Below are 25,526 nucleotides of genomic sequence, written 5' to 3' on the forward strand. Positions count from 1 at the left end.
CGGGTGACTGACGATGAGCAGGACGCACCGCACGAGGAGTCCCACGGCGGCGCGCTCGGAGCGCGGCTCAACTGGCTGCGCGCCGCCGTGCTCGGCGCCAACGACGGCGTGGTCTCCACCGCCGGGCTGGTCGTCGGCGTGGCCGGCGCCACCGAGGACCGCAGCACGCTCCTGACCGCGGGCCTCGCCGGGCTGCTCGCCGGCTCCATGTCGATGGCCGCGGGGGAGTACGTCTCCGTGTCCACGCAGCGCGACTCGGAGAAGGCGGCGCTCGCGCAGGAGAAGCGGGAGCTGCGCGAGTACCCGGAAGCCGAACTCGTGGAGCTGACCGGGCTGCTCGAGGACCGAGGGCTCAGCCCCGAAGTGGCGCGGGAGGCCGCGGAGCAGCTCACCTCGCGCGACGCGCTGCGGGCGCACGCGCGCGTGGAGCTCGGCATCGACCCCGACGACCTGACCAACCCGTGGCACGCCGCCTGGGCGAGCTTCCTCGCCTTCACCGCGGGCGCGCTGCTGCCGCTGCTCGCGATCGTCCTGCCGCCCAGCGCCTGGCGGCTGCCCGTCACCGTGGTCTCCGTGCTCGGGGCGCTCGCCCTCACCGGCTGGAGCAGCGCCCGGACGGGGTCGGCGGCGGTGCGGCCCGCGGTGTGGCGGAACATGGCGGGCGGGGCGCTCGCGATGGCCGTGACGTACGGGGCGGGGTCGCTCCTGGGGGCGGCCGGTGTCTGAGTGAACGCGCGGGAGCCGGCGGAGATCAATGGGGGAAGGCACCAACAACGAGCGTCGTACCGCAGGTAATACTTGTCGGTAACACCGTCTAGCCGTGGCCCGTCCGCGGCTCTACGGTGCAGGCATGTCGCCGAACCTGCCCGATGTCGTGCTCTGGTCGATCCCGGCCTTCGTGCTGCTCACCGTCGTCGAGATCGTGAGCGTACGCCTCCATCCCGACGACGACGCCGCAGGCTACGAGACCAAGGACGCCGCGACGAGCATCGGCATGGGGCTCGGCAGCCTCGCCTTCGACTTCCTGTGGAAGATCCCGATCGTCGCGATCTACACGGCGGTCTACGAGCTGACGCCGCTGCGCGTGCCGATCCTGTGGTGGACGATCCCGCTGATGCTCCTCGCGCAGGACTTCTTCTACTACTGGTCGCACCGCGGGCACCACGTCATCCGCATCCTGTGGGCCTGCCACGTCGTGCACCACTCCAGCCGCAAGTTCAACCTGTCGACCGCGCTGCGCCAGCCGTGGACGAGCCTGACGGTGTGGCCGTTCTACCTGCCGCTCATCGCGTGCGGCGTGCACCCGGCCGCGCTCGCGTTCTGCTCGTCGGTGAACCTCGTCTACCAGTTCTGGATCCACACCGAGCGCATCGACAAGCTGCCCCGCGCCTTCGAGTTCGTCCTCAACACGCCCTCCCACCACCGCGTCCACCACGCCTCCCAGGGCGGCTACCTGGACCGCAACTTCGGCGGCATCCTCATCGTCTGGGACCGCCTCTTCAGGTCCTTCGTGCCCGAGGTCGAGCGCCCGGTGTTCGGCCTGACCAAGAACATCAGCACGTACAACCCGCTGCGGGTCGCCACGCACGAGTACGCGGCCATCGCCAGGGACGTGAAGGCGGCCGGCAGCTGGCGCGAGCGCGGCGGCCGGGTGTTCGGCGGGCCGGGGTGGCAGCCGAAGGACGCGCCCACGCCGGTCCCGGTCCCCGCTGCGGGCCAGACCACCGAGACGGCAGCCGAGGGCGCCGCGTGACGCCGACCCCGGCCCCGGTGCCCGGACAGGCGCCGGTCCCCGCCCGCGAGCGCGCGGCACGCCTCCTGCTCGCCGTCTTCGCCCTGGCGTCCGCCGTCGACCTGATCGCCCTGCTCGCCGGGACCGACGCCGTCCACACCGCCGCCAAGCCGCTCCTCATGCCGCTGCTCGCCGCGTACGTCGCCGTGCGCGGCGGCCCCCGGCTCCTGACCGCCGCGCTGCTCCTCGGGTGGGGCGGCGACGTGCTGCTGCTCTTCGACGCCGACATCGCGTTCCTCGCGGGCATGGGGTCCTTCGCCGCCGGACACGTCTGCTACCTCGTGCTCTTCAAGCGCGCGGGCACGCCACGCGCGCGTGGCGCCCTGCTCGCGGCCGCGTACGGCATCGCGCTCGTGACGACCGTGGCGCTCCTGTGGCCCGACCTGCCGGCCGACATGCGCGGACCCGTCGCCGGTTACAGCCTGCTCCTGACCGCCATGGCGTACGGCTCCTCACGCCTGGGCGCCACGGCGGGATGGGGCGGCGCGCTCTTCCTGCTGTCGGACACCCTCATCGCGACCGGCGTCGCCGACTGGCCGCAGCTCCCCCGGCCCGACTTCTGGGTGATGCTCACCTACCTCGCCGCCCAGTACCTGCTGGCGCGCGGCGCGCTCGGACACCCCCTCGATGCGCGGGCGACACCGGTGGCGGCGTACCGTGAAAAGCGCACGACCACCACCTGAGGCGCCCCGCACGCGATCCGTCAGCGGCGCCTGTGACCAGCACGAAGGACCCCCACTCATGCGCGCCACCACCATCCATGCCCCGTTCGACATGCGCGTGGAGGACGTGCCGGAACCCGTCGTCCAGCTCCCCACCGACGCCGTCGTCAGGGTCCTGCGGGCCTGCATCTGCGGCAGCGACCTGTGGGCGTACCGCGGCGAGGCGGCGCGCCAGCCCGGCCAGCGCATCGGACACGAGTTCCTCGGCATCGTCGAGGGCACCGGCTCCGAGGTGACCGGCGTCCGGCGCGGCGACCTGGTCGTAGCCCCCTTCATGTGGTCGGACGGTGTCTGCGACTACTGCACCGAGGGCCTCACCACCTCCTGCGAGCACGGCGGCTTCTGGGGCGCGGTCGGTTACGACGGCGGCCAGGGCGAAGCGGTCCGCGTCCCGTACGCGGACGGCACCCTCGTGCAGCTGCCCGCCGACGCCGCCTCCGACGAGCACCTCCTGTCCGCGCTGCTCACGCTCTCCGACGTCATGGGCACCGGCCACCACGCCGCGCTCGGCGCGGGTGCGCGCGCGGGCGCCACGGTCGCCGTCGTCGGTGACGGCGCCGTCGGCCTGTGCGCGGTCCTCGCGGCCAAGCGGCTCGGCGCCGAGCGGATCATCGCGCTCGGCCGCCACCAGGTCCGTACCGACATCGCGCGCCGCTTCGGCGCCACCGACGTCGTCGCCGAGCGCGGTGACGCGGCGATCGAGGCCGTCCGTGAGCTGACCCGCGGCCAGGGCGCCCACGCCGTGATCGAGGCCGTCGGCACCGAGCAGTCCATGAGCACGGCCGTGAACATCACCCGCGACGGCGGCGCCATCGGCTTCGTCGGCGTGCCGCACGGCAGCGGCACCGGTCTCGACCTCAGCGTCATGTTCGACCGGAACATCGCCCTGCGCGGCGGCGTCGCGCCCGTGCGCACGTACATCCCGCAGCTGCTGCCCGACATCCTCGACGGCACGATCGACCCGTCGCCCGTCTTCGACCTGACCGTCGGCCTCGAAGGAGTCCCCGACGGCTACAAGGCGATGGACCAGCGCACCGCGCTCAAGGTGCTCGTCACGAACTGACGTCCCGCGCGCGGGGGGTTCACGACCAGCGGATCGGGAGCGGCAGCGCGGTCAGGACGGCCGACACCGCGACCACCACGCCCAAGGCGGCCACCTCCGCGCGCGCGGGCACGTACGCGGCCCCCAGGCCGCCGTGGCGCAGCCGCCCCCGCGCGGCCAGCGCGAACACGGAGACGACGGCCACGAGGATCACCTTCGCCAGCAGGGTGCGCCCGTAGGCCGTCGTCACCAGCTGGTCGAGGACGGTGGCCACCGGCATCCGGCGCAGCGTGCTGCACACACCGGTCGCCGTGAGGGCGGCGAGCAGGACGGCCGCCACGCGCGCGTAGAGCCCCAGCAGCGCGGCTCCCGCCTCGGGCGCCGTCGTACGCCAGCGGCGCAGCGTGCGCAGGACGTGCAGCAGACCGCCCACCCACAGCGCGGCACACGTCAGATGGACGACGGTCAGGGCCGAGCCCAGGTACGCCGTGTGCTCGGCCGGCGGGTGGGCGCGCAGCGCCTCGGCCACCACGACGGCGGCCAGCGGCACGAGCGCGGTCGCCGGGCGGCGCGACCGGGCGCGCAGGGCCGCCACCACGAACGCGTTGACCTCAAGGAGGGCGAGGGTGCCGTCCCTGGTCCCGTAGAGCCCGGCGATGTCCAGGTCGGAGAGCGCGTGCGGCACGAGGTTGCCGTTCGCCACGATCGACGCGAGCCCCAGCGCGGCCAGGAACCCCGCCCAGGGCGCGTAAGCCGACCAGCTGCGCGGCCCGTCCATGGACGGCGCCCCGGGCACCCGCCGGGACAGCCGCGCCGCGAACAGCTCGCCCGCCTGTACGCAGAGGGCGGCGAACAGGACCGTCCGAAGGAGCGCCACGCCGGTGACCCCGGGCGCCGCTGCCTCTCCTGTGCCGTCAAGGGCGGCGGAGGGCCCGAGCAGGGGGATCGCCGCGGCCGCGGCGACGAGGACGAGCACGGCGACGGCCCGCCAGGTGGCGGGCCGTCGGGCGGGAAGGGCGGGGTCGTCCCCGCCGGGGGCGGGCACCTCGGTGGTCGGTCGTATGGAACTCACCACATGATCTTCACCAGGTGTGACAGATCCGGGCAAGTCCAGGAAAACAACTGGCGCAGTGTCATTCCGCCTGAGCGGCCGGCTTCAGCCATGCCGCCACCCGGGCGAGTCGGCACCCCAAAGCCCGGGCGGACGGGCCCAGTTGACAGGCCCTCCGGCGAAGCCGGCCGGCGGCAGCGCGTGCCGCAGCCGTCCCGCGGGACTGCCGGTCTCCGCGAGCCAGCGCGCCGGGTTCTCGGCGTCGTACGTCTCCGCGGCCGCGGTGGTCCCGTGCGGGAGCTCCCGCGTCAGCCAGTGCGCGGTCCGGGCGAGAGCCAGTCGCAGCGCGCGCGTGCCGCCCTCGTCCAACTGCTCGGTGACGGCGCGCAGCACGGCCGCCGCCAGGAGATAGCCCGTGCCGTGGTCCAGGGCCTGCGCGGGCAGCGCCCCCGGCCGCTCCCCGGATCCCTCGACGGCCGCGATGCCCGTGGCCACCTGCACCACGCTGTCGAAGCCGCGCCGTTCGCCCCACGGCCCGTACGCACCCCACGCGGACAGCTGCGCCACGACGAGCCCCGGCCTGCGGGACGCCAGCGCATCGGGGGCGAGGCCGAACCGGTCGAGCGCGCCGGGCCGGTAGCCGGTCACGACGACGTCCGCGCCCGTGAGGAGGTCCTCGAGGGCGCGCCGGTCCGCTGCGCCCGTCAGGTCGAGCCGCGTGGACCGCTTCCCGAACCCGGTGTCCGCGTGCGCCTCCGGATCCTCCGGCAGCTGTGGGGCGTCGACGCGCAGCACGTCCGCACCGAAGAGTGCGAGGGTGCGCGTGGCGACGGGCCCGCCGGTGACCCGCGTCAGGTCGAGGACGCGAAGGCCGGACGCGGGCAGCAGCGGGTCGCCCGTGAGCGGGGGCAGTGACCGGGGCGCCGCCTTGTCGAGCCGCTCCCGGTCGAGCAGCGGCCGCCCGGCGATCGCCACCGCCTGAGGGTGCGCGGCCCATTCCTCCATGGTGCGCAGGGCGACGGCCAGGCCCCCGGCGGCGTACACGGTCTCCTCGACGTCGGTGGCCGACCGCTCCGCGAGCAGCGCGGCGACCCGCTCCACGGACGCGTCGTCGCCGAGCCCGAGCGCGGCCAGGAGCCGTGCCCGGTGGTGCGGATAGTTGGCGTGGGTGCGCAGCCAGCCGTCCGCCGTGCGCCAGAACCGGGACAGCGGCGCGAAGTTGACCGTCGCGCGCCCGTCGATCAGCAGATGCCGCTCGCTGACGAACGCGGTGGCCAGGGCGCCGTCGTCGAGGACCACACGGGGTACGGGCCGTCCGGTGCGCCGGGCGGCCAGCTCGGCCGCGGCCATCGAGCACGCGCCCACGCACGCGCGTGCCAGGTCGATCACGGGCAGCCGCGCGGGCAGCGCCCCTTCGCGTACTACGGACGCGATGTGCGAGGTCAGGGCCGGGTCACCGCCGAGCGCCGCCCAGGACGCCCGCGTTCCCTCACCCACCGGTGCATATGTCATGCGGGCACTATCGCGCACGGCCTCCGGAACGACACAGGTGGGCCGGACGCAGCCGCCCGGCCCACCTGAACCGCCGTGCCTACGCGATTACTTGGTCACCGCGTCCAGGGCGTCGGCGATGCCGTGCCCGTAGAAGCCGTTCTTGTTCTTGCCGCCCTCGCACACCGCGTCGACCTTGCCGTCGCCGTCGATGTCGTACGGGTCGGTGCACGGCGTGGCGTCGGCCTGCGCGTACAGGAGCGCCTTCACGGCCGCCGCGGAGGCGTGCGGGTGCGTCGACTTGATCAGCGCGGCGACGCCGGCGACGTGCGGGGACGCCATCGACGTACCGGCCATGTAGCCCCACTTACCGCCGGGCAGCGGGCCGAGGATCAGGCCGCTCGTGGCGGGCGGCGCCGGCGTCTGGTAGGCCGTCGAGTCGCCGCCGGGGGCCGCGATGTCGATGATGCCCTGACCGTAGTTGGAGAACGACGACTTGAGGCCCTTGGCCCCGGTCGCCGCGGTCGTGACGACGCCCGGCAGCTGCGTCGGGATGTCGAAGCACTTGGACGGGTCGATGACCCGGTCGCCGGGCGTCGTGTCGTTCGGGCTCGACGGGTCGGTGATCTCGTCGGAGGCGAAGTCGTAGTTCTCGTTGCCCGCCGCCGCGACGTTCACGGCGCCCTTCTTCTCCGCGTACTGCGAGGCCCGCGCGACGGCCTTCACCAGGGCCTTCTGGTCCGGGTCGTCCGTGCAGTTGAAGTACCACGGGTCGGTGTAATAGCTGTTGTTGGTGACGTCGACGCCGTGCTCGGCCGCGAACACGAAGCCGCACACCACGGCCTCCGTGTAGAAGAAGCCGTCCGGGTTGCCCACCTTGATGCCCGACACCTTCACGCCGGGCGCGACACCCGTGATGCCGACGCCGTTCTTGGCGCCCGCGATCTCACCCGCGACATGCGTGCCGTGCGGGCTCTCCGAGGCGCTGGGACGCCAGGAGCCGTCCGTCGTGTCCGGTTTCCCCGAGACGCAGTTCGCGGACGCCCCGCGGTCGAAGTTCGGCGCGATGTCCGGGTGGGTGTCGTCGACGCCGGTGTCGATCACCGCGACGGTGACCTTGCTGCTGCCGAGCGACTTCTCGTGCGCCTTGTCCGCCTTGATGGCGGGCAGGTCCCACTGCAACGGCTCCAGCGGGTCCTGTCCGGCGGTGGCCTGACCGGCCGTGGCCGCCAGCTGGGCGGCGGTCAGCGCCTTCGGGGCGCCGAGGTCGGCCGTGGACTGGGCGGGCAGCGGCGCGGTGCGCGTGGCGCCCGCCGAGTCGACCCCGCGGGCCTTGCGGATCGTCTTCGCGAAGTCCGGGTTCGAGGAGTGCGCGACGATGACACCGATCTTGTCGTACGCGATGACGACGGTGCCGCCGGCCTTGGTGATCTCCTTCTGGACGGCGGCCGAAGTGCCGTGTCCGGAACGCACGTTGACCACATAGCTCAGCGAGGGGCCGTCCGTGGCGACCGGGGCCTGCGGGGCCTGACCCGCGGCCGACGCCGTCGCGTTCGGCAGGAACGCGAGCGCCGTGGCCATGGCCATCCCGGCCGGAATGGCTATCGAACGGCGGATGGAGCGGGAGCGCGCGAAGGGCGCCGTCATGGTGTCTCCTGGGTTCGTTGCGTTCGGGATGCGTGGAGCGGCAGGCAGCCGGAGCCGCCCCGGGTACCTCTGGTGCGGGGCTGCTCGGCGTGCGTCCGGGTCACTTCTTGACGGCGTCGAGCGCGTCGACGATGCCGAAGCCGTAGAAGCCGTTGACGCGCTTCCCGCCCTCGCAGGTGGCGTCGACGACACCGTCGCCGTCCCCGTCGTACGGGTCCGACGGGCAGCCCGGGTTGTCGGCCTCGGCCTTGAGCAGGGCCTGGAGCTGGGCCGGAGTGGCCTTCGGGTGCGCCGACTTGAGCAGCGCGGCGACCCCGGCGGCGTGCGGCGACGCCATCGACGTGCCCTGGAGGAAGCCGTACTGGCCGCCCGGCATCGTCGACAGGATGCGGCCGTTCTTCGACGGGGTGTCCGGGAACTGGTACTTGTCGCCGCCCGGCGCCGCGATGTCGATGACACCCTTGCCGTAGCTGGAGTAGTACGCCTTGGCGCCCGTCGGTCCCGAGGCGCTGACGGTGACGACGCCCGGCAGCTGGGTCGGGATGTCGAAGCACTTGTGCGGGTCGATCGTGCGGTGGACCGGCGTCGCGTCGTCGGGGCTGGAGTCGTCGACGAGCGCGTCCGAGTCCAGGTCGTCGTTGGAGTTGCCGGCCGACGCCAGGTTGAGGGTGCCCTTCTTCTGGGCGTACAGCTGGGCCCGGTCGACCGCGTCGACGATGGCCTTCTGGTCCGGGTCGTCCATGCAGTTGTAGAGCCAAGGGTCCACGTAATAGCTGTTGTTGGTGACCTCGACGCCGTGGTCGGCGGCGAACACGAAGGCGCAGACCACGTTCTCCGGATAGAAGAGGCCGTCATTGGGGTCGCTGACCTTGATGCCCGCGACCTTCACACCGGGAGCGACCCCGGCGACGCCTATGCCGTTGCGGGCCGCGGCTATCTCACCCGCGACGTGGGTGCCGTGGTAGTCCTCGGCCGGGTCGTACGGGCGCCACGCGCCGGGCGAGGTGTCCGCCTTGCCGCCGACACAGTTCGCGGACTGCGAGGCGGAGAAGTTCGGGGCGAGGTCGGGGTGGGTGTCGTCGACGCCGGTGTCGATGACGCCGACCGTGACGTCGCGGCTGCCCGGGTTGATCTTCGCGGCCTTGTCGGCGCCGATCGCCCGCAGGTCCCACTGGTCGGCCTCCAGCGGCTCGGCGCCCGAAGCTGCGTGCGCGGCAAGGGACTTGGCCTGCGCCTTCGACAGGACCTGGGCGGCGCCCTCGTCCGTGGTGCCGGCCGCGACGAGCGGGGACGTACGCGTGGCGCCCGCCGACTGCACGCCCTTGGCGGCACGGATCTGCCGGCCGAAGTCCGGGTTCGACGCGTGGACGACGATCACGCCGATCCGGTCGTACGAGGTGACGACGGTCCCGCCGGCCTCGGCGATCGCCTTCTTCACGGACGCGAGGGTGCGGTGGTCCGTCCTGGTGTTCACGACGTACGCGAGTGCCCCGGCGTCGGCGGTGGCCGAACGGGCCGTGGTGGCGGGGGAGTCGGCGGGTGCGGCCTGCGCGGCGCCGGGCAGGAAGCCGAGGGACGCGGTGAGCGCGAGGCCGAGCGGCAGGGTGAGCGCCGGCCGGCGTCTGGAGCGCAGATGAGCCATGGGATCTCCACATCATCCGTCGTATATGGAAAAGCCCGAACACAGTTGGTGCCCGGGTAGGTGCATGACGCGTGGTGCTCGGGTGAACGTATCCCGGGTCCTCGCAGGCCAGCAATGAAATCCCAAAGAAAGCGCATGACTGGGCAACGCGGTTGAACCGGTGCGCGCGTGCTCCCGTGACGTTGAGCAGGGGGCATGCGCACGGTCCCCGCCCCCTGTCGGATCACGCTCGGTCGCCCTACCATCGCCTCCCGGCCCAGGTGATCCAGATCACTGTGAGGTCTGAGAACCACATGTCCGCTTCACCCGCCGCACCCCCACCGCGAGGAGACTCCGTGGCCACCGATGCACCGCCACCGCCGAAAGGCGGCTCCCGCAGCCGATCCGCACCGCCCTCCACGGAGGAATTCATCGCGGAGCAGCAGAGCGCGGAGTTCGCCGAACTGCGCCACGCGCACCGCTCGTTCGCCTTTCCCCTGACCGTCGCGTTCATCGCCTGGTACCTGCTGTACGTGCTGCTGTCGAACTACGCGGGCGACTTCATGGGCACCAAGCTCTTCGGCAACATCAATGTCGCGCTGGTCCTCGGCCTCGCCCAGTTCCTGACCACGTTCCTCATCGCCTGGTGGTACTCCCGCCACGCCGCCACCAAGCTCGACCCCAAGGCCGAGGCGATCAAGTCCCGGATGGAGGGCGGCGCATGAGCCCCGCAGTCACGCAGGTACTCGCCGCGGGTGAGGCGAGCGAGCACCGGCCGCTGATCATCTCCCTGTTCGCGGTGTTCGTCCTCGCCACCCTGGTGATCACCGTCTGGGCGGGCCGCCAGACGAGGAACGCCTCCGACTTCTACGCGGGCGGGCGCCAGTTCACCGGCTTCCAGAACGGACTCGCCGTCTCCGGCGACTACATGTCCGCGGCCTCGTTCCTCGGCATCGCCGGAGCCATCGCCCTCTTCGGCTACGACGGCTTCCTCTACTCCATAGGCTTCCTCGTCGCCTGGCTCGTCGCCCTGCTCCTGGTCGCCGAGCCGCTGCGCAACTCCGGCCGCTACACGATGGGCGACGTCCTCGCCTACCGGATGCGCCAGCGCCCGGTCCGCACCGCCGCCGGCACCTCCACGATCGTCGTCTCGATCTTCTACCTGCTCGCGCAGATGGCGGGCGCGGGCGTCCTCGTCTCGCTGCTCCTCGGCATCACGTCCGACGCGGGCAAGGTCGGCATCGTCGCCCTGGTCGGTCTTCTCATGATCGTGTACGTCACCATCGGCGGCATGAAGGGCACCACCTGGGTCCAGATGGTCAAGGCCGTGCTCCTGATCGCGGGCACGATCCTGCTCACCTTCCTGGTCCTGTTGAAGTTCAACTTCAACATCTCCGACCTGCTCGGCAAGGCGGCGTCCAACAGCGGGAAGGGCGCCGCGTTCCTGGAGCCCGGACTCAAGTACGGGGCCACGTCGACGTCGAAGATCGACTTCATCTCGCTCGGCATCGCGCTCGTCCTCGGCACCGCGGGACTGCCCCACATCCTGATCCGCTTCTACACGGTCCCCACCGCCAAGGCCGCGCGTAAGTCCGTGAACTGGGCGATCGGCATCATCGGTGCCTTCTACCTGATGACGATCGCGCTCGGCTTCGGCGCCGCCGCCCTCATCAAGCCGGAAGAGATCATCGCGTCCAACCCGGCGGGCAACACCGCGGCGCCGCTGCTCGCCCTCCACCTCGGCGGGGTCGACTCGTCGTGGGGCGCGATCCTCCTCGCGACGATCTCGGCGGTCGCCTTCGCCACGATCCTCGCGGTCGTCGCGGGCCTGACCCTCGCCTCGTCCTCCTCGTTCGCGCACGACATCTACGCGAACGTCATCAAGAAGGGCAAGGCCTCCGAGAAGCAGGAGATGAAGGCGGCCCGCTGGGCGACCGTCTTCATCGGCATCGTCTCCATCGGCCTCGGCGCCCTGGCCCGCGACCTGAACGTGGCCGGCCTGGTCGCGCTCGCCTTCGCGGTCGCCGCCTCCGCCAACCTGCCGACGATCCTCTACAGCCTCTTCTGGAAGCGCTTCACCACCCAGGGCGCGCTCTGGTCGATCTACGGAGGCCTCTTCGCGGCGGTCTTCCTGGTGCTGTTCTCGCCGGTCGTCTCCGGAAACCCGAAGACGTCCATGTTCAAGGGCGTCGACTTCCACTGGTTCCCGCTGGACAACCCGGGCATCATCTCGATCCCGGTCGGCTTCCTGCTCGGCTGGCTCGGCACCGTCCTGTCCAAGGAGAAGGCGGACGCCGGCAAGTACGCGGAGCTCGAAGTCCGCTCCCTCACCGGTACGGGAGCCCACTGACCTCGGGATTCGGACGGCCGCCTCGCCGATCCTCGTATGGATCTACGATGCGGCCGTCCCGCTCCCGTGGGATCTGGAGCCCCCTCACGACAGACCCATCGCGTAGGGTCGGACTATCAGATCCGCATCGGAGAGGGGGCCCACGTGCTGATCGACACTTATGGCCGAGTGGCTACAGACCTCCGCGTCTCGCTGACCGACCGGTGCAATCTCCGGTGTACGTACTGCATGCCCGAAGAGGGCCTTCAGTGGCTGGCCAAGCCCGATCTGCTCACGGATGACGAGATCGTCCGGCTCGTCCGGATCGCCGTCACGCAGCTCGGCATCACGGAGGTCAGGTTCACCGGCGGCGAGCCCCTGCTGCGCCCCGGCCTCGTCGGCATCGTGGAGCGCGTGGCCCAGTTGGAGCCCCGCCCCCAGATGTCCCTGACGACGAACGGGATCGGACTCAAGCGCACCGCCGCCGCCCTCCAGCAGGCCGGCCTCGACCGGGTCAACGTCTCGCTGGACACCCTGCGCCCCGACGTCTTCAAGACCCTCACCCGGCGCGACCGTCACAAGGACGTCATCGCCGGCCTCGAAGCCGCAAGCGAGGCCGGCCTTACCCCCGTCAAGGTCAACTCCGTGCTGATGCCGGGGCTGAACGACGACGAGGCACCCGAACTCCTGGCCTGGGCCGTCGAGCACGACTACGAGCTGCGCTTCATCGAGCAGATGCCGCTGGACGCCCAGCACGGCTGGAAGCGCGACGGCATGATCACCGCCGGTGACATCCTCACGTCCCTGCGCACGCGCTTCGCCCTCACGCCCGAAGGCTCCGGCGAGCGGGGTTCCGCCCCCGCCGAGCGCTGGCTGGTGGACGGCGGACCGCAGCGCGTCGGTGTCATCGCCTCCGTCACCCGCCCGTTCTGCTCGGCCTGCGACCGCACCCGGCTCACCGCCGACGGACAGGTGCGCACCTGCCTGTTCGCCAGCGAGGAGACGGACCTGCGCGCGGCCCTGCGCTCGGACAGCGGGGACGACGAGATCGCCCGTATCTGGAAGCTCGCGATGTGGGGCAAGAAGGCCGGCTCCGGCCTGGACGACCCGACGTTCCTCCAGCCCGAGCGCCCGATGTCCGCGATCGGCGGCTGACCCGGGGCCTCAGCCCTCGTGGTCCCCGGACTCCCAGTCCTTCAGCGCGACGACGTCCTTCAGGAAGCCGCGCACACCGAGGAACTGGGAGAGGTGCTCGCGGTGTTCGTCGCACGCGAGCCACGTCTTGCGCCGCTCCGGCGTGTGCAGCTTCGGGTTGTTCCAGGCGAGCACCCAGACCGCGTCGACGCGGCAGCCCTTGGCGGAACACATCGGGTTTTCGTCACTCACAGGTACCGCCCCAAAACATACGCGCCCGAACAAAGGCGACGCCGAGCAGCCACGGGGGGAGCTGCCCGGCGTCGGTCCGTCGCTCCGACGGGGGATGCGGAGCGCGTACGAAGTATGCCATGGGGGACCGGCCGCCCGGCACCGGAACTACATGATTGATCTGAGCTTTTCTTGAGCTTTGCGGATCGTCGGTGGTCAGCCGCGGTCACCCAAGTGATCAAGCCGCTCCTCGTCGTACGCTCCGGCGTTGTCCTCCGGATCGGATTCCGCCGAGGTGGTGTCCGTGGGCGGCGTGAGCATCGGCCGCACCGGCGGGGACACGAAGGTCGACGGCAGCGAAGGGACGTTCTCCCGGCCCGCGTTGGCGATCACCACGGCGACGTACGGGAGCAGCAGACCGAGCACCAGGGCCACGATCGCGACCGGGCGTTCGATGTTCCACAGGACCGCGCCGAGGATCACGGCGACAGTGCGGACCGACATCGAGATGACATAGCGACGCTGCCTGCCACGGACGTCCTCGGCGAGGCCCTGCCTCGCCCCGGTGATCCGGAAGACCTCGCCGCTGCTCTGCTTCCGCATCACGTTCCACCGCCTGCCTGCCATGCCGGACTCTCCCCGGTCCGGACTCCTTCCACCGTACGCCCGGCTTCCGCCCCGTTCGAGACCGGGGCGGGCCCGACCTGTGCGTACTCGCTGCGCCGTACCGCGTACGGATGCGCCCGACATGCGCTGTATGGCGGATAAGCCGAGACTGGGCGCAGATGCGCACAGCGCGCCACAGAGGAGGCGACAACATGAGCTGGTTGTGGGCGATCATCGTGGGTCTGGTGCTCGGACTGATCGCGAAGGCGATCCTGCCGGGCAAGCAGCAGATCCCTCTGTGGCTGACCGTGATCTTCGGAATCATCGGCAGCGTGCTGGGCAACTCGGTCGCCACCTGGATCGGCGTCAACGAAACCAAGGGCATCGACTGGACCCGCCACCTGCTCCAACTCGCCGGAGCTGTGCTCATCGTATGGCTGGGAGACATGGCCTGGGTGGCCCTGCGACGCGACAAGCAGCGCGTCTGAGACAAGGCGGAGGGGCGGCCACGCACCAGGTGCGTGGCCGCCCCTCCACCTTGTATCGGAGCGTGTTCAGAAGCTGTGCGCTCAGGCGCTGACGACCTCGATCGCCGCCAGGTTCTTCTTGCCGCGGCGCAGCACGAGCCAGCGCCCGTGCAGCAGCTCGTCCGCGGCCGGCACCGCGTCCTCGGCGGCGACCTTCACGTTGTTCACGTACGCGCCGCCCTCCTTCACCGTGCGCCGGGCGGCCGACTTGCTCGCCACGAGACCGACCTCGGCGAGCAGGTCCACGACCGGGCCGAGCGCGTCGACCTTCGCGTGCGGCAGCTCGGACAGGGCGGCCGCGAGGGTCGCCTCGTCAAGCTCACCCAGGTCACCCTGCCCGAACAGCGCCTTGGACGCGGCGATGACGGCGGCGCACTGGTCGGCGCCGTGCACCAGCGTCGTCAGCTCCTCGGCCAGGGCCCGCTGGGCGGTCCGCGCCTGCGGCCGCTCCTCGGTCTGCCGCTCCAGGTCCTCGATCTCCTCACGGGACTTGAAGCTGAAGATCCGCAGGAACTTGGACACATCACGGTCGTCGGCGTTCAGCCAGAACTGGTAGAAGGCGTACGGGGTGGTCAGCTCGGCGTCGAGCCAGACCGTGCCGGACTCCGTCTTGCCGAACTTGGTGCCGTCCGCCTTGGTGATCAACGGGGTGGCCAGCGCGTGCACCGACGCCTCCGGCTCGACCCGGTGGATCAGGTCGGTGCCCGCGGTGAGGTTGCCCCACTGGTCGCTGCCGCCGGTCTGCAGCGTGCAGCCGTAGCGACGGTTCAGCTCCATGAAGTCCATGCCCTGGAGGATCTGGTAGCTGAACTCGGTGTAGCTGATGCCCGCGTCGGAATTGAGCCGTCGGGAGACGGCCTCCTTGGCGATCATCTTGTTGACCCGGAAGTACTTGCCGATGTCCCGCAGGAAGTCGATCGCCGACAGACCCGAGGTCCAGTCCAGGTTGTTGACCATGCGGGCGGCGTACGGGCCCTCGAAGTCGAGGAACCGCTCGATCTGCCCGCGCAGCCGCTCGACCCACAGCGCCACCGTCTCCGGGGCGTTCAGCGTCCGCTCGGCGTTCGGCTTCGGGTCGCCGATCAGGCCGGTGGCCCCGCCGACCAGGCCCAGCGGGAGGTTCCCCGCGAGCTGGATGCGGCGCATGGTGAGGATCTGGACCAGGTTGCCGAGGTGGAGACTCGGCGCGGTCGGGTCGAACCCGCAATAGAACGTGAGGGGACCGTCCGCGAACGCCTTGCGCAATGCGTCCTCGTCAGTGGACAGGGCCAGCAGGCCGCGCCACTGAAGTTCGTCGACGATGTCCGTCACGGTTCTCGTATCTCCTCGGATGACTTGGATGCTGCCCGACCAGGTTACGGGGTCATACGCCCTGGCTGACCGAGCTCATGTTGAAGTCCGGCATCCGCAGGGCGGGCATCGCAGCCCTAGTGAACCAGTCGCTCCACTCCCTGGGCAGCGTCTTTTCCGTCCGCCCGGCCTCCACCGCGCGCCCCAGCAGGTCGACGGGCGACTCGTTGAACCGGAAGTTGTTCACCTCGCCCACCACCTCGCCGTCCTCCACGAGGTACACCCCGTCCCGGGTCAGACCGGTCAGCAGCAGCGTCGCCGGGTCGACCTCGCGGATGTACCAGAGGCAGGTCAGGAGCAGCCCGCGCCCGGTGGCCGCGACCATCTCGTCCAGGGAACGGTCCTCACCCCCGTCCAGGATCAGGTTGTCGATCGCCGGCGCCACCGGGAGACCGGTGAGGCCCGCGCTGTGCCGGGTCGCCGTCAGATGGGCCAGCTCGCCCTCGCGCACCCAGTCCGTCGCCGTCAGCGGCAGCCCGTTGTCGAACACGGAGGCGCTGTCGCCCGAAGCGTGCGCGAGGACGAACGGCGCCGACTCCAGGCCTGGCTCGTTCGGGTCGCTGCGCAGCGTCAGCGGCAGCTCCGTCAGCCGCTCGCCGACGCGCGTGCCGCCGCCCGGCCTGCTGAAGACGGTCCGGCCCTCGGCGGCGTCCCGGGCCGCGGACGACCACAGCTGGTAGATCAGCAGGTCGGCGACCGCGGTCGGCGGCAGGAGCGTCTCGTAACGGCCCGCGGGCAGGTCGATGCGGCGGCGCGCCCAGTCGAGGCGCTGCGCCAGCTCGGCGTCGAGCGCGCCCGGGTCGACGTCCTTGAAGTCGCGCGTCGAGCGCCCTGCCCAGGCCGAGCGCGTCCGGTCCGGGGACTTCGCGTTCACCTCCAGCGTCCCGTTCGGCTGGTCGTGCCGCAGGCGCAGGCCCGTCGACGTACCGAGATAGCTGGAGACGAGCTCGTGGTTGGCGAAGCCGTACAGCTCACGGCCTCCCGCGTGGGCGCGGGCGAACGACTCGCCCAGGGCCGGGGCGAAGTCCGCGAAGACGGCCGACGAGGTCTCGGCGGGCGCGTCCGTGAAGTCGGGGGAGTGCGGCACTCCGCAGACCAGCGGCCCGGCGTCCTCGGCGGGCGCCGCACCCCGGGCGGCGGCCTCGGCGGCCCGCACCAGCGGTTCGAGGTCGTCCGTGGTCACGGCCGAGCGGGAGACGACCCCGGAGGCCGTGCCCTCCTTGCCGTCGACGGTCGCGATGACCGTGAGGGTGCGCCCGCGCGTGACCCCGTTCGTCGTGAGCGCGTTGCCCGCCCAGCGCAGATTGGCGGTGGACTGCTCGTCGGCGATGACCACGCAGCCGTCGGCCGTGGACAGTTCGAGGGCACGCTCGACGATCTCGTGCGGCTTGTTCGTACGAGGGCTCATCGACCGGCCTCCTGCGTGGTGTTCAGAATGTTCACGCCCTTGAAGAGGGCGGACGGGCAGCCGTGCGACACCGCAGCGACCTGCCCCGGCTGGGCCTTTCCGCAGTTGAACGCGCCGCCCAGCACGTACGTCTGCGGGCCGCCGACCGCCGCCATCGAACCCCAGAAGTCGGTGGTCGTGGCCTGGTAGGCGACATCGCGCAGCTGTCCGGCGAGCCGGCCGTTCTCGATGCGGTAGAAGCGCTGCCCCGTGAACTGGAAGTTGTAGCGCTGCATGTCGATCGACCAGGAACGGTCGCCGACGACGTAGATCCCGCGGTCGACGCCCCCGACCAGGTCCTCGGTCGACAGGCCGCCCGGGTCCGGCTGGAGCGACACGTTCGCCATGCGCTGGACGGGCACATGGCCGGGGGAGTCCGCGTACGCGCAGCCGTTCGACCGGTCGAAGCCCGTCAGCTTCGCGATGCGGCGGTCCAGCTGATAGCCGACGAGCGTCCCGTCCCTGACCAGGTCCCAGGACTGCCCGGCCACGCCCTCGTCGTCGTACCCGATGGTCGCGAGGCCGTGCTCGGCGGTGCGGTCACCCGTCACGTTCATGATCTCGGAGCCGTACCTGAGCTTGCCGAGCTGGTCGAACGTGGCGAAGGACGTGCCCGCGTACGCCGCCTCGTAGCCGAGCGCCCGGTCCAGCTCGGTCGCGTGGCCGATGGACTCGTGGATGGTCAGCCACAGGTTGGACGGGTCGACCACGAGGTCGTACAGGCCCGCCTCGACGCTGGGCGCCCGCATCTTCTCGGCGAGCAGCTCCGGGATCTCGGCCAGCTCGCGGTCCCAGTCCCAGCCGGTCCCGGTGAGGTACTCCCAGCCCCGGCCCACCGGCGGCGCGAGCGTCCGCATGGAATCGAACTCGCCGCTCGAACCGTCCACGGCGACCGCCGTCAGCTGCGGATGCAGCCGCACTCGCTGCTGCGTCGTCACCGTCCCCGCCGTGTCGGCGTAGAACTTGTTCTCGTGCACGGTGAGCAGCGAGGCGTCCACATGGTCGACGCCGTTCGCACCGAGCAGCCGCGCACTCCAGTCGGCGAGCAGCCCGGCCTTCTCCTCGTCCGGCACGGAGAACGGATCGATCTCGTACGAGGACACCCACGTCCGGTCCTCGTACACCGGCTCGGGGGCCAGCTCCACCTTCCCCCACTGCCCGGGTGCTCCCATGTCCGAACCCGCGGCCTTGATCACCTGCGCCGACAGCTTCGCCATCGCGACGGCCTGCGACGCCACCTTCGCGGCCGCGTCCATCGTCAGATCCACGCCCGACGCGAAGCCCCATGTGCCGCCGTGGACGACCCGCACCGCGTACCCGAGGTCCGTGGTGTCCGACGAGCCCGCGGGCCGCGCGTCCCGCAGGCGCCGCTCCGCGCTGCGCACCCGCTCCAGGCGGAAGTCCGCGTGGTCGGCGCCGAGAGCCCGCGCGCGGGCCAGCGCGGCATCGGCGAGGGCCCGCAGCGGCAGCGCCGTGAAGGCTTCATCGATCGAATGGGGCACGGATGTTCTCCCTGCTGTCGGAGGCGCTGTCGTCAGCGCTGTCAGGAGCCTCGGGCACCGGCCGCTCCCGGGTACGGGCGCCGGTCAACCCCGATCATGTCGCGTCGGCGGGCCCCGCGGCCACACTTTTCTGTAGGGACCCGACAGTGACTGTCCGGCGCCACTGTCGGTGGTCGATTCTCCGTATCCAGGGCGGTACCGATAGGTTTTCGAGGTACCAGACCGCTATCGAAAGGGTGATCCGTTGAGCCGCTCGGTTCTCGTCACCGGAGGAAACCGGGGCATCGGCCTCGCCATCGCCCGTGCGTTCGCCGACGCCGGCGACAAGGTCGCGATCACATACCGCTCGGGCGACGCGGCCGAGCTGGAGAAGGCCGGCTTCCTCGCCGTCAAGTGCGACATCACCGACAGCGAGCAGGTGGAGCAGGCCTACAAGGAGATCGAGGAGAAGCACGGTCCCGTCGAGGTCCTCGTGGCCAACGCCGGCGTCACCAAGGACCAGCTCCTCATGCGCATGTCCGAGGACGACTTCACGTCGGTCCTCGACACCAACCTCACCGGCACCTTCCGGGTCGTGAAGCGTGCCAACCGCGGCATGCTGCGCGCCAAGAAGGGCCGCGTCGTACTCATCTCCTCCGTGGTCGGCCTGCTCGGCTCCGCGGGACAGGCGAACTACGCCGCGTCGAAGGCGGGTCTGGTCGGTTTCGCGCGCTCCCTCGCCCGTGAGCTCGGGTCGCGCAACCTCACTTTCAACGTCGTCGCGCCCGGTTTCGTCGACACCGACATGACCAAGGCGCTCACCGACGAGCAGCGCGAGGGCATCGTGAAGCAGGTGCCCCTCGGCCGCTACGCGCAGCCCGAGGAGATCGCCGCGACGGTGCGGTTCCTCGCCTCGGACGACGCCTCGTACATCACTGGAGCCGTCATTCCCGTCGACGGCGGATTGGGCATGGGTCACTGATCACCATGAGCGGAATTCTCGAGGGCAAGCGCGTCCTGATCACCGGTGTGCTGATGGAGTCCTCCATCGCCTTCCACGCCGCGAAGCTGGCCCAGGAGCAGGGTGCGGAGATCATCCTCACCGCGTTCCCGCGGCCCACGCTGACCGAGCGCATTGCCAAGAAGCTCCCCAAGCCCACCAAGGTCATCGAGCTCGACGTCACCAACGACGAGCACCTCGGCCGCCTCGCCGAGGTCGTCGGCGAGGAGCTCGGCGGCCTCGACGGCGTCGTGCACTCCATCGGCTTCGCGCCGCAGGACGCCCTCGGCGGCAACTTCCTCAACACCCCGTTCGAGTCGGTCGCCACGGCCATGCACGTCTCCGCCTTCTCCCTGAAGTCGCTGACCATGGCCTGCCTGCCGCTGATGCAGAACGGCGGCTCGGTCGTCGGCCTCACCTTCGACGCCCAGTACGCCTGGCCGCAGTACGACTGGATGGGCCCGGCCAAGGCCGCCCTCGAGGCCACCAACCGGTACCTCGCGCGTGACCTCGGCAAGCAGAACGTCCGCTCGAACCTCATCTCGGCCGGCCCGATCGGCTCCATGGCCGCCAAGTCCATCCCGGGCTTCGGCGAGCTGGCCGCCGTCTGGGACGACCGCGCTCCGCTGGAGTGGGACCTCAAGGACCCGGAGCCGGCCGGCAAGGGCATCGTCGCCCTGCTGAGCGACTGGTTCCCGAAGACCACCGGCGAGATCATCCACGTCGACGGCGGTCTGCACGCGATCGGCGCCTGATCACCCGTACGTGGCCGACGCCCCGTTCCCCGCACTGCGCGGGGGGCGGGGCGTCACCCGTTCGGCCCACCGGCCGGGCGGGCGCGCGGGGTGGGCACGCAGGCTGAGAAGGCGTCCGTTCCCCCTCTCCCGTACGGCCGAGGAGGTCCCCTTGTGCGCCTTTTCCAGCGCAGTGCCCCGGTACTCGCAGCTCTCGTACTCCTCTTCGCGGTGCCCTACGACGCCGCTTCCCACCCCGCCCGGACCGCGCCCCACGCGCGCGTGGCCGACGGCGGGGACGACCGCAGGACCGAGCCCTTCGGAGCGGACTGCCGGGTGACCGTCTCCGGTTCGGACGTGACGGCGTACTGCCACAACCCGTACCTGGCGACCGACGCGGTCAGCCTGCACGTCGAGTGCGACCGCTGGTGGGACATAGACAGCGACGGCGGGCTGGTTCCGGCCGAGGCCGCCGAGACCGTGCGGCTCACCGGCCGGTGCTGGAAAGAGGTCCGCTCGGCCTGGATCAGCCACGCCAAGGTCGACGACTGAGCGCCGGGCCCGGGCCTGGGTTTTCGGCCTACTGAGTGGCGGACGGGATCGGCAGGCACAGGAACGGATAGCGCGCCGCCTCGGCGGCGGCCGCCGCCGCGTCACCGACCCGGATCGCGTCGAGCAGACCCGTGTGGTCCATGTGGTTCTCGGGCGTCAGCTCCTCGCCCACATCCACGCGCAGGACGTCCCGCAGGACCTCACCGAGGTCCGCGTACATCGCCGTCATGACGTCGTTGTGCGACGCGGCCACGACCGCCAGGTGGAAGGTCGCGTCGGCCGCCACGAACGCCTCCGCGTCGCCCGACGCCCAGGCGTCCTCGCGGCGCACCATCAGCGCGTCGAGCTGCTTGAGGTCGCGCTCGGTACGACGCTGCGCGGCGAGGCTCGCGGCGCTGGACTCCAGGGTTGAGCGCAGCTCGGCGATGTGCCGGGGGTCGGCGTCGGCGAACCTGCGCTGCATCACGCCCGCCAGCTCGCTGGTCGCGACGACGTAGGTGCCCGACCCCTGCCGGATGTCGAGCAGGCCGTTGTGGGCGAGTGCGCGCACGGCCTCGCGCACCGTGTTGCGCGCGACGCCGAGCTGCTCGACCAGCTCGGGCTCGGTAGGGATGCGGGAGCCCACCGGCCACTCGCCCGACGAGATCTGGGCGCGCAGCTCCGCGATGACCTGTTCGGAGAGAGCCGAGCGCCTGGGGGAGGTCAGCGGCATGACGGTCCTTGGTGCGATGTCCCGGGCGAACCGGGGGCGGGCAGAAACGGGCGCGGGCGGGGTGGCCGCGCCAAGTGTGACGCAATCCGATTGGACACCCAATCATCCCATGATTCTAAGATGGGGTCATGGCCAGTGAGGAAACCCCGACGATGACACAGCCCCCGATACGGACCGAGAGCGCACCCGAAGCGAAAACAGCGCCCACGCGCGCGTGGGCCGTGCGCCTGATGATCGTGGGCATCGTCCTCGCGGCTCTGAACCTGCGCCCCGCCATCACCAGCCTCGGTGCCCTCCTCGAAGAGGTGCGCGACGGGCTCGGCATGAGCGGCAGCGTCGCCGGCCTCCTCACCTCCGTACCCCCGCTCTGTTTCGCGATCTTCGGAGTGATGGCGCCCCGGCTCGCCCGCCGCTTCGGCCCCGGCGCCGTGGTGTGCGCCGGCATGGCCGCGATCGCCGCCGGTCTGGTGATCCGTCCGTTCACCGGCAGCACCGTCGGCTTCCTCGTCGCCAGCGGCCTCGCCCTCATGGGCATCGCGGTCAGCAACGTCCTCATGCCGGTGATCGTCAAGCGCTGGTTCCCCGACCGCGTGGGCTCCATGACCGGCCTCTACTCGATGGCCCTCGCGCTCGGCACCTCCCTCGCGGCGGCCGTGACCGTGCCCATGACGGACGCGCTCGGCGGCAACTGGAAGACCGGACTCGCGGTCTGGGCCGCTCTCGCCGTGGCCGCCGTCGTCCCGTGGATCACGCTCGTACGCGAACGGGGAGCCGAGGGCGGCATCACCGCCGGCACCTCGCAGCAGGACGACGGGCTGCGCATCACCCGCAGCCGCACGGCCTGGGCGCTGGCCGTCTTCTTCGGCCTCCAGGCCACCGCCGCCTACATCACCATGGGCTGGATGGCCCAGATCTTCCGTGACGCCGGAGTCTCCGCGGGCACCGCCGGCGTGCTGCTCGCCGTCACCATGGCGATGGGCGTACCGCTCGCCTTCGTCATCCCGCGCCTCGCCACCCGGCTGCCCAGCCAGGGCCCCATCGTGGTCGCCCTCGGTGTGTGCGGACTCGCCGGTTACGCGGGCCTCTACCTCGCCCCCTCCGGTGGCGCCTGGGCGTGGGCCGTCCTCCTCGGCATCTCCAACTGCGCCTTCCCGCTCGCCCTGACGATGGTCGGCATGCGGGCGCGGACCGGCACGGGCGTCGCCAAGCTCTCCGCCTTCGCCCAGAGCACCGGCTATCTGATCTCCATCCCGGGACCGCTGCTCGTCGGTGTGCTCTACCAGCACAGCGGCGGCTGGGGCGTCCCGATCGCGCTGATGGCGGCCCTGATGGTGCCGCAGATCGTGGTGGGCGTCATCGCGGGACGCAACCGTACGGTCGAGGACGAGGCCGCTCCGGCCGGCGCGGTCTGACCTCCGCCCGGTGCCCACCCCGGCTCCCGGAGCCGGGGCAAAGGGTGCGAGACTGACCGCATGTCGCCTGTGCTCGACCCGAACCCCCAGAACGGCCAGAAGAAGCTCCTCATCGTGCTCGGCTCGATGCTGGCCATCACCGTGATCATCGCGGTCATCGCCTCGATCGCCTCACCGTGACCGTCGACGCCGTACCCGCCATAGACGTCATCGCGGCACCGTGACGGCGGTCCCCGGACCGTTCGCGGCCAGGGCCGGTGGGGCTAGCACCCCTAACCCCTAGGGGGTCAGTGTCAGGGTCAACTGGGTGGATCACCGGATGGGTTGAGCGCCCGGCCTTCCGTAAATTCGAGATGTGACCGCGAGCACCGCGGACCACGGCACCGAGCATCTCGATGACCCCGGAGGCGTCATGTCGGCCCCTACGCACACCCGGCCCCACCCGGCCCCAGCGGGCGGCGTCGACGTCAGGCTCCCGTGGTGGGCGATCGCCCTGCCCGCGATCACCTTCGCCGTACTCCTGCTCCTGATACTCAACCCGGCCGACGCGCACGCCGCGACCGGCGACCCGGCAGTCGGCCAGCTCCTCGACCGCATCCAGCAGGCGGTGCTGCACACGGCCCCGTGAGCGGCCCGCAAGGCGCGTCACCCGTGCCGGTCGAGCGCTTCAACTCTCTGCGCCCCGTGGCCGGTTTCGTGCGAAGCTGGGACCCATGAGCGTCGCAGAACCCCGCAGGATTGTCCTTTTCCGGCATGCGAAGGCGGACTGGCCCCAGGTCTCCGACCACGAGAGGCCGCTCGCCGAGAGGGGCCGCAAGGACGCCCCCGTCGCCGGCCGCAAGCTCGCCGACTCCGGTATCGACCTCGACCTGGCCATCTGCTCGACCTCCGCGAGGACCCGCGAGACGTGGAAGCTCGCCGTCCACGAGCTGCCCCACCGGCCAAGGACGGTGTACGAGGAGCGGGTCTACGAGGCCTCGCCCGGTGAGCTCATCGCCGTGTTGAACGAGACCCCGGACGACGTGCGGAGCGCGGTGCTGGTCGGCCACAACCCCGGGATCCAGGGGCTCGCCGACGTCCTCTCCGGGCAGGTCGACGGCGACGCGGGGGAGCGGATGGCCCGACGTGGCTTCCCGACGTCAGCCTTCGTGGTCCTGTCCTTCACCGGCCCCTGGAAGTCCCTCGAACCGGGCACCGCCACCCTCCTCGACTACTGGGCACCGTCCGAGTGACCCGTCGCCCGACGGCCGGACCCTGATACGTCGGCGGGCCCCGGTACCGCATGGGTACCGGGGCCCGCCGCATCAGTGATCGTCCGCGTCGACCGGAGTCAGTCGTCGTGGGCGTCCGCGGCCTCGACCTCTTCACGGGTGATGCCGAGCAGGTAGAGGACGGTGTCGAGGAACGGCACGTTCACCGCGGTGTGCGCGGCCTCGCGGACCACGGGCTTCGCGTTGAAGGCGACACCGAGGCCCGCCGCGTTCAGCATGTCCAGATCGTTGGCACCGTCGCCGATCGCCACGGTCTGCGCGAGCGGCACCCCGGCCTCCGCTGCGAACCGGCGCAGCAGACGCGCCTTGCCCGCGCGGTCCACGATCTCGCCGGTGACCCGGCCGGTCAGCTTTCCGTCGACGATCTCCAGGGTGTTGGCCTGGGCGAAGTCGAGCCCGAGCCGGTCCTGCAGATCGTCCGTGACCTGGGTGAATCCGCCCGAGACGACACCCACTTGATAGCCGAGCCGCTTCAGTGTGCGGATCAGGGTCCGCGCGCCGGGCGTGAGCCGCACCTCGGCGCGGACCTTGTCGACGACCGACGCGTCGAGCCCGGCGAGCAGCGCGACCCGCGCGTGCAGCGACTGCTCGAAGTCCAGCTCGCCCCGCATCGCCGCCGCGGTGACCTCGGCGACCTTGTCCTCACAGCCGGCGTGCGCCGCGAAGAGCTCGATGACCTCGTCCTGGATGAGCGTCGAGTCGACGTCCATCACGACGAGGCGCTGGGCGCGTCGGTGCAGCCCGGCCGCGACGACGGCGACATCGACGCCGAGCGCCGCCGACTCCGTCGCGAGTGCGGTGCGCAGGGGCTCGGTCTCGGTGCCGGAGACGGCGAACTCGACTGCGGTCACGGGGTACTTCGCGAGCCGGAAGATACGGTCGATGTTGCCGCCGGTGCCGGTGATCCGGGCGGCGATGGCGGCCGTCGTCTCCGCGGTCAGCGGGTGGCCGAGCACGGTGACGAGCGAGCGGCCGAGACCGCGCGGACGGTTGTCGCCGATGCCCGAGATGATCTCGGCCTGCATCCGCATGGACTCCGCCCAGCTGTGGACGGTGGCCCGCAGGTCGCCCTCGAGACCGGGGGGCGGCTCCGTCACCAGGGCGCACAGGACAATGCGGCCGCGGGTGACGACCTGCTCGATGTCGACGACATCGACGGAGTAGGCGGCGAGGGTGTCGAAGAGCCCGGCGGTGATGCCGGGGCGGTCCTTGCCGAATATCTTGACGAGGAGCGTCGGGACGTCGTCCGGAACTGCGACCGGGACGTCAGCGGGGTGGCGGGGCTGCGAAGCACTCATGGTGGTCCCACGTTATCCGGCCCACGTCGCGGTGCGCGGTGGTGGTCCGTGTGGCGGACATGTGCGGCGCCCGCCC

General features: G+C 71.2%; 26 protein-coding genes. 15 read left to right on the forward strand and 11 right to left on the reverse strand.

The window, feature by feature from the left end; translation table 11 throughout:
* Positions 1-3 precede the first annotated feature (3 nt).
* From OG758_RS35675 to OG758_RS35690, 4 genes are all read left to right on the forward strand, one after another.
* Complete coding sequence (locus OG758_RS35675) at positions 4-726, forward strand: VIT1/CCC1 transporter family protein (RefSeq protein WP_326713678.1); 723 nt, start codon at positions 4-6, stop codon at positions 724-726.
* 124 nt (positions 727-850) lie between these two features.
* Complete coding sequence (locus OG758_RS35680) at positions 851-1,753, forward strand: sterol desaturase family protein (protein ID WP_326713679.1); 903 nt, start codon at positions 851-853, stop codon at positions 1,751-1,753.
* Complete coding sequence (locus OG758_RS35685; RefSeq protein WP_326713680.1) at positions 1,750-2,475, forward strand: lysoplasmalogenase; 726 nt, start codon at positions 1,750-1,752, stop codon at positions 2,473-2,475. Before OG758_RS35680 ends, OG758_RS35685 begins: the two co-directional genes overlap by 4 nt.
* A gap of 58 nt (positions 2,476-2,533) precedes the next feature.
* Positions 2,534-3,577, forward strand: coding sequence for a zinc-dependent alcohol dehydrogenase family protein (locus OG758_RS35690; RefSeq protein WP_326713681.1), 1,044 nt, complete (start codon positions 2,534-2,536; stop codon positions 3,575-3,577).
* 19 nt (positions 3,578-3,596) lie between these two features.
* Here OG758_RS35690 and OG758_RS35695 read toward each other — a convergent pair whose 3' ends face one another.
* The 4 genes from OG758_RS35695 to OG758_RS35710 form a co-directional block, all read right to left on the reverse strand.
* The gene (locus OG758_RS35695; RefSeq protein WP_442810373.1) at positions 3,597-4,628 is read right to left on the reverse strand and encodes a CopD family protein; all 1,032 of its coding nucleotides are present in this window, start codon (positions 4,626-4,628) and stop codon (positions 3,597-3,599) included.
* 84 nt (positions 4,629-4,712) lie between these two features.
* Positions 4,713-6,119 carry a CoA transferase gene (locus OG758_RS35700; protein WP_326713682.1) on the reverse strand — a complete coding sequence of 469 codons (1,407 nt, stop codon included), beginning with the start codon at positions 6,117-6,119 and terminating at the stop codon, positions 4,713-4,715.
* A gap of 87 nt (positions 6,120-6,206) precedes the next feature.
* A complete protein-coding gene (locus OG758_RS35705; RefSeq protein WP_326713683.1) occupies positions 6,207-7,745 on the reverse strand; it encodes a S8 family peptidase in 1,539 nt (512 codons plus the stop codon).
* Positions 7,746-7,845: 100 nt separating this feature from the next.
* On the reverse strand, positions 7,846-9,387 hold the full coding sequence (locus OG758_RS35710) for a S8 family peptidase (protein WP_326713684.1): 1,542 nt from the start codon (positions 9,385-9,387) through the stop codon (positions 7,846-7,848).
* A 335-nt stretch (positions 9,388-9,722) separates the two neighbouring features.
* Here OG758_RS35710 and OG758_RS35715 point away from each other — a divergent pair, with 335 nt between their 5' ends.
* The 3 genes from OG758_RS35715 (at position 9,723) to moaA (ending at position 12,850) form a co-directional block, all read left to right on the forward strand.
* Positions 9,723-10,091: a DUF485 domain-containing protein gene (locus OG758_RS35715; RefSeq protein ID WP_326713685.1), complete on the forward strand. Its 369-nt coding sequence runs from the start codon at positions 9,723-9,725 to the stop codon at positions 10,089-10,091.
* On the forward strand, positions 10,088-11,716 hold the full coding sequence (locus OG758_RS35720) for a solute symporter family protein (RefSeq protein ID WP_326713686.1): 1,629 nt from the start codon (positions 10,088-10,090) through the stop codon (positions 11,714-11,716). Before OG758_RS35715 ends, OG758_RS35720 begins: the two co-directional genes overlap by 4 nt.
* A gap of 144 nt (positions 11,717-11,860) precedes the next feature.
* Entirely contained in the window at positions 11,861-12,850 is a 990-nt protein-coding gene (moaA, locus tag OG758_RS35725; RefSeq protein ID WP_326713687.1) for a GTP 3',8-cyclase MoaA, read from the forward strand.
* A 9-nt stretch (positions 12,851-12,859) separates the two neighbouring features.
* On the opposite strand, the gene OG758_RS35730 is transcribed toward moaA, so the two are convergent.
* Together OG758_RS35730 and OG758_RS35735 are read right to left on the reverse strand one after the other, a co-directional pair.
* A complete protein-coding gene (locus OG758_RS35730; RefSeq protein WP_326716146.1) occupies positions 12,860-13,063 on the reverse strand; it encodes a hypothetical protein in 204 nt (67 codons plus the stop codon).
* A gap of 213 nt (positions 13,064-13,276) precedes the next feature.
* Entirely contained in the window at positions 13,277-13,663 is a 387-nt protein-coding gene (locus tag OG758_RS35735) for a DUF3099 domain-containing protein (protein WP_382060480.1), read from the reverse strand.
* Between the two features lie 215 nt (positions 13,664-13,878).
* Here OG758_RS35735 and OG758_RS35740 point away from each other — a divergent pair, with 215 nt between their 5' ends.
* Positions 13,879-14,154: a GlsB/YeaQ/YmgE family stress response membrane protein gene (locus OG758_RS35740; protein WP_326713689.1), complete on the forward strand. Its 276-nt coding sequence runs from the start codon at positions 13,879-13,881 to the stop codon at positions 14,152-14,154.
* A gap of 81 nt (positions 14,155-14,235) precedes the next feature.
* Here OG758_RS35740 and tyrS read toward each other — a convergent pair whose 3' ends face one another.
* The 3 genes from tyrS to OG758_RS35755 are packed head-to-tail and all read right to left on the reverse strand — an operon-like array spanning position 14,236 to position 18,492.
* Positions 14,236-15,504 (reverse strand): tyrosine--tRNA ligase, encoded by a 1,269-nt coding sequence (gene tyrS / locus OG758_RS35745; RefSeq protein WP_326713690.1) that lies wholly within the window; start codon positions 15,502-15,504, stop codon positions 14,236-14,238.
* 52 nt (positions 15,505-15,556) lie between these two features.
* Positions 15,557-16,951, reverse strand: coding sequence for a metallopeptidase TldD-related protein (locus tag OG758_RS35750; RefSeq protein WP_326713691.1), 1,395 nt, complete (start codon positions 16,949-16,951; stop codon positions 15,557-15,559).
* Positions 16,948-18,492 (reverse strand): TldD/PmbA family protein, encoded by a 1,545-nt coding sequence (locus OG758_RS35755; protein WP_326713692.1) that lies wholly within the window; start codon positions 18,490-18,492, stop codon positions 16,948-16,950. The genes OG758_RS35750 and OG758_RS35755 overlap by 4 nt, the downstream gene beginning before the upstream one ends.
* A gap of 244 nt (positions 18,493-18,736) precedes the next feature.
* On the opposite strand from OG758_RS35755, the gene fabG reads away from it, so the two are divergent.
* The 3 genes from fabG to OG758_RS35770 all read left to right on the forward strand — a co-directional run bounded on the left by fabG (position 18,737) and on the right by OG758_RS35770 (position 20,757).
* On the forward strand, positions 18,737-19,453 hold the full coding sequence (gene fabG, locus OG758_RS35760) for a 3-oxoacyl-[acyl-carrier-protein] reductase (RefSeq protein ID WP_116502852.1): 717 nt from the start codon (positions 18,737-18,739) through the stop codon (positions 19,451-19,453).
* Between the two features lie 5 nt (positions 19,454-19,458).
* Entirely contained in the window at positions 19,459-20,226 is a 768-nt protein-coding gene (fabI, locus tag OG758_RS35765) for an enoyl-ACP reductase FabI (RefSeq protein WP_326713693.1), read from the forward strand.
* A 153-nt stretch (positions 20,227-20,379) separates the two neighbouring features.
* Positions 20,380-20,757 carry a hypothetical protein gene (locus tag OG758_RS35770; RefSeq protein WP_326713694.1) on the forward strand — a complete coding sequence of 126 codons (378 nt, stop codon included), beginning with the start codon at positions 20,380-20,382 and terminating at the stop codon, positions 20,755-20,757.
* Positions 20,758-20,785: 28 nt separating this feature from the next.
* Here OG758_RS35770 and OG758_RS35775 read toward each other — a convergent pair whose 3' ends face one another.
* Positions 20,786-21,469: a FadR/GntR family transcriptional regulator gene (locus tag OG758_RS35775; protein ID WP_326713695.1), complete on the reverse strand. Its 684-nt coding sequence runs from the start codon at positions 21,467-21,469 to the stop codon at positions 20,786-20,788.
* Between the two features lie 128 nt (positions 21,470-21,597).
* On the opposite strand from OG758_RS35775, the gene OG758_RS35780 reads away from it, so the two are divergent.
* From OG758_RS35780 to OG758_RS35795, 4 genes are all read left to right on the forward strand, one after another.
* Positions 21,598-22,881 (forward strand): CynX/NimT family MFS transporter, encoded by a 1,284-nt coding sequence (locus OG758_RS35780; protein ID WP_326713696.1) that lies wholly within the window; start codon positions 21,598-21,600, stop codon positions 22,879-22,881.
* A 60-nt stretch (positions 22,882-22,941) separates the two neighbouring features.
* Positions 22,942-23,061, forward strand: a complete 120-nt coding sequence (locus OG758_RS35785) for an SGM_5486 family transporter-associated protein (protein ID WP_264484672.1) — start codon at positions 22,942-22,944, stop codon at positions 23,059-23,061.
* A gap of 232 nt (positions 23,062-23,293) precedes the next feature.
* Positions 23,294-23,509 (forward strand): hypothetical protein, encoded by a 216-nt coding sequence (locus OG758_RS35790; RefSeq protein ID WP_326716147.1) that lies wholly within the window; start codon positions 23,294-23,296, stop codon positions 23,507-23,509.
* An 85-nt stretch (positions 23,510-23,594) separates the two neighbouring features.
* Positions 23,595-24,113, forward strand: coding sequence for a SixA phosphatase family protein (locus tag OG758_RS35795; RefSeq protein WP_326713697.1), 519 nt, complete (start codon positions 23,595-23,597; stop codon positions 24,111-24,113).
* A gap of 98 nt (positions 24,114-24,211) precedes the next feature.
* On the opposite strand, the gene serB is transcribed toward OG758_RS35795, so the two are convergent.
* On the reverse strand, positions 24,212-25,450 hold the full coding sequence (gene serB, locus OG758_RS35800) for a phosphoserine phosphatase SerB (protein WP_266565834.1): 1,239 nt from the start codon (positions 25,448-25,450) through the stop codon (positions 24,212-24,214).
* Positions 25,451-25,526 lie beyond the last annotated feature (76 nt).

The sequence above is a fragment of the Streptomyces sp. NBC_01474 genome, assembly GCF_035918215.1.
GTDB lineage: Bacteria > Actinomycetota > Actinomycetes > Streptomycetales > Streptomycetaceae > Streptomyces > Streptomyces aureus.

Excerpts from the sequence above, each read along its gene's own strand:
- OG758_RS35680 (WP_326713679.1), top strand. The coding sequence starts at position 851 with ATGTCGCCGAACCTGCCCGATGTCGTGCTCTGGTCGATCCCGGCCTTC.
- OG758_RS35690 (WP_326713681.1), top strand. The coding sequence starts at position 2,534 with ATGCGCGCCACCACCATCCATGCCCCGTTCGACATGCGCGTGGAGGAC.
- OG758_RS35700 (WP_326713682.1), bottom strand. The coding sequence starts at position 6,119 with ATGACATATGCACCGGTGGGTGAGGGAACGCGGGCGTCCTGGGCGGCG.
- OG758_RS35705 (WP_326713683.1), bottom strand. The coding sequence starts at position 7,745 with ATGACGGCGCCCTTCGCGCGCTCCCGCTCCATCCGCCGTTCGATAGCC.
- OG758_RS35710 (WP_326713684.1), bottom strand. The coding sequence starts at position 9,387 with ATGGCTCATCTGCGCTCCAGACGCCGGCCGGCGCTCACCCTGCCGCTC.
- OG758_RS35720 (WP_326713686.1), top strand. The coding sequence starts at position 10,088 with ATGAGCCCCGCAGTCACGCAGGTACTCGCCGCGGGTGAGGCGAGCGAG.
- OG758_RS35730 (WP_326716146.1), bottom strand. The coding sequence starts at position 13,063 with ATGTGTTCCGCCAAGGGCTGCCGCGTCGACGCGGTCTGGGTGCTCGCC.
- OG758_RS35735 (WP_382060480.1), bottom strand. The coding sequence starts at position 13,663 with ATGCGGAAGCAGAGCAGCGGCGAGGTCTTCCGGATCACCGGGGCGAGG.
- OG758_RS35740 (WP_326713689.1), top strand. The coding sequence starts at position 13,879 with ATGAGCTGGTTGTGGGCGATCATCGTGGGTCTGGTGCTCGGACTGATC.
- OG758_RS35750 (WP_326713691.1), bottom strand. The coding sequence starts at position 16,951 with ATGAGCCCTCGTACGAACAAGCCGCACGAGATCGTCGAGCGTGCCCTC.
- fabI (WP_326713693.1), top strand. The coding sequence starts at position 19,459 with ATGAGCGGAATTCTCGAGGGCAAGCGCGTCCTGATCACCGGTGTGCTG.
- OG758_RS35775 (WP_326713695.1), bottom strand. The coding sequence starts at position 21,469 with ATGCCGCTGACCTCCCCCAGGCGCTCGGCTCTCTCCGAACAGGTCATC.
- OG758_RS35780 (WP_326713696.1), top strand. The coding sequence starts at position 21,598 with ATGGCCAGTGAGGAAACCCCGACGATGACACAGCCCCCGATACGGACC.
- OG758_RS35785 (WP_264484672.1), top strand. The coding sequence starts at position 22,942 with ATGTCGCCTGTGCTCGACCCGAACCCCCAGAACGGCCAGAAGAAGCTC.
- OG758_RS35790 (WP_326716147.1), top strand. The coding sequence starts at position 23,294 with ATGTCGGCCCCTACGCACACCCGGCCCCACCCGGCCCCAGCGGGCGGC.
- OG758_RS35795 (WP_326713697.1), top strand. The coding sequence starts at position 23,595 with ATGAGCGTCGCAGAACCCCGCAGGATTGTCCTTTTCCGGCATGCGAAG.
- serB (WP_266565834.1), bottom strand. The coding sequence starts at position 25,450 with ATGAGTGCTTCGCAGCCCCGCCACCCCGCTGACGTCCCGGTCGCAGTT.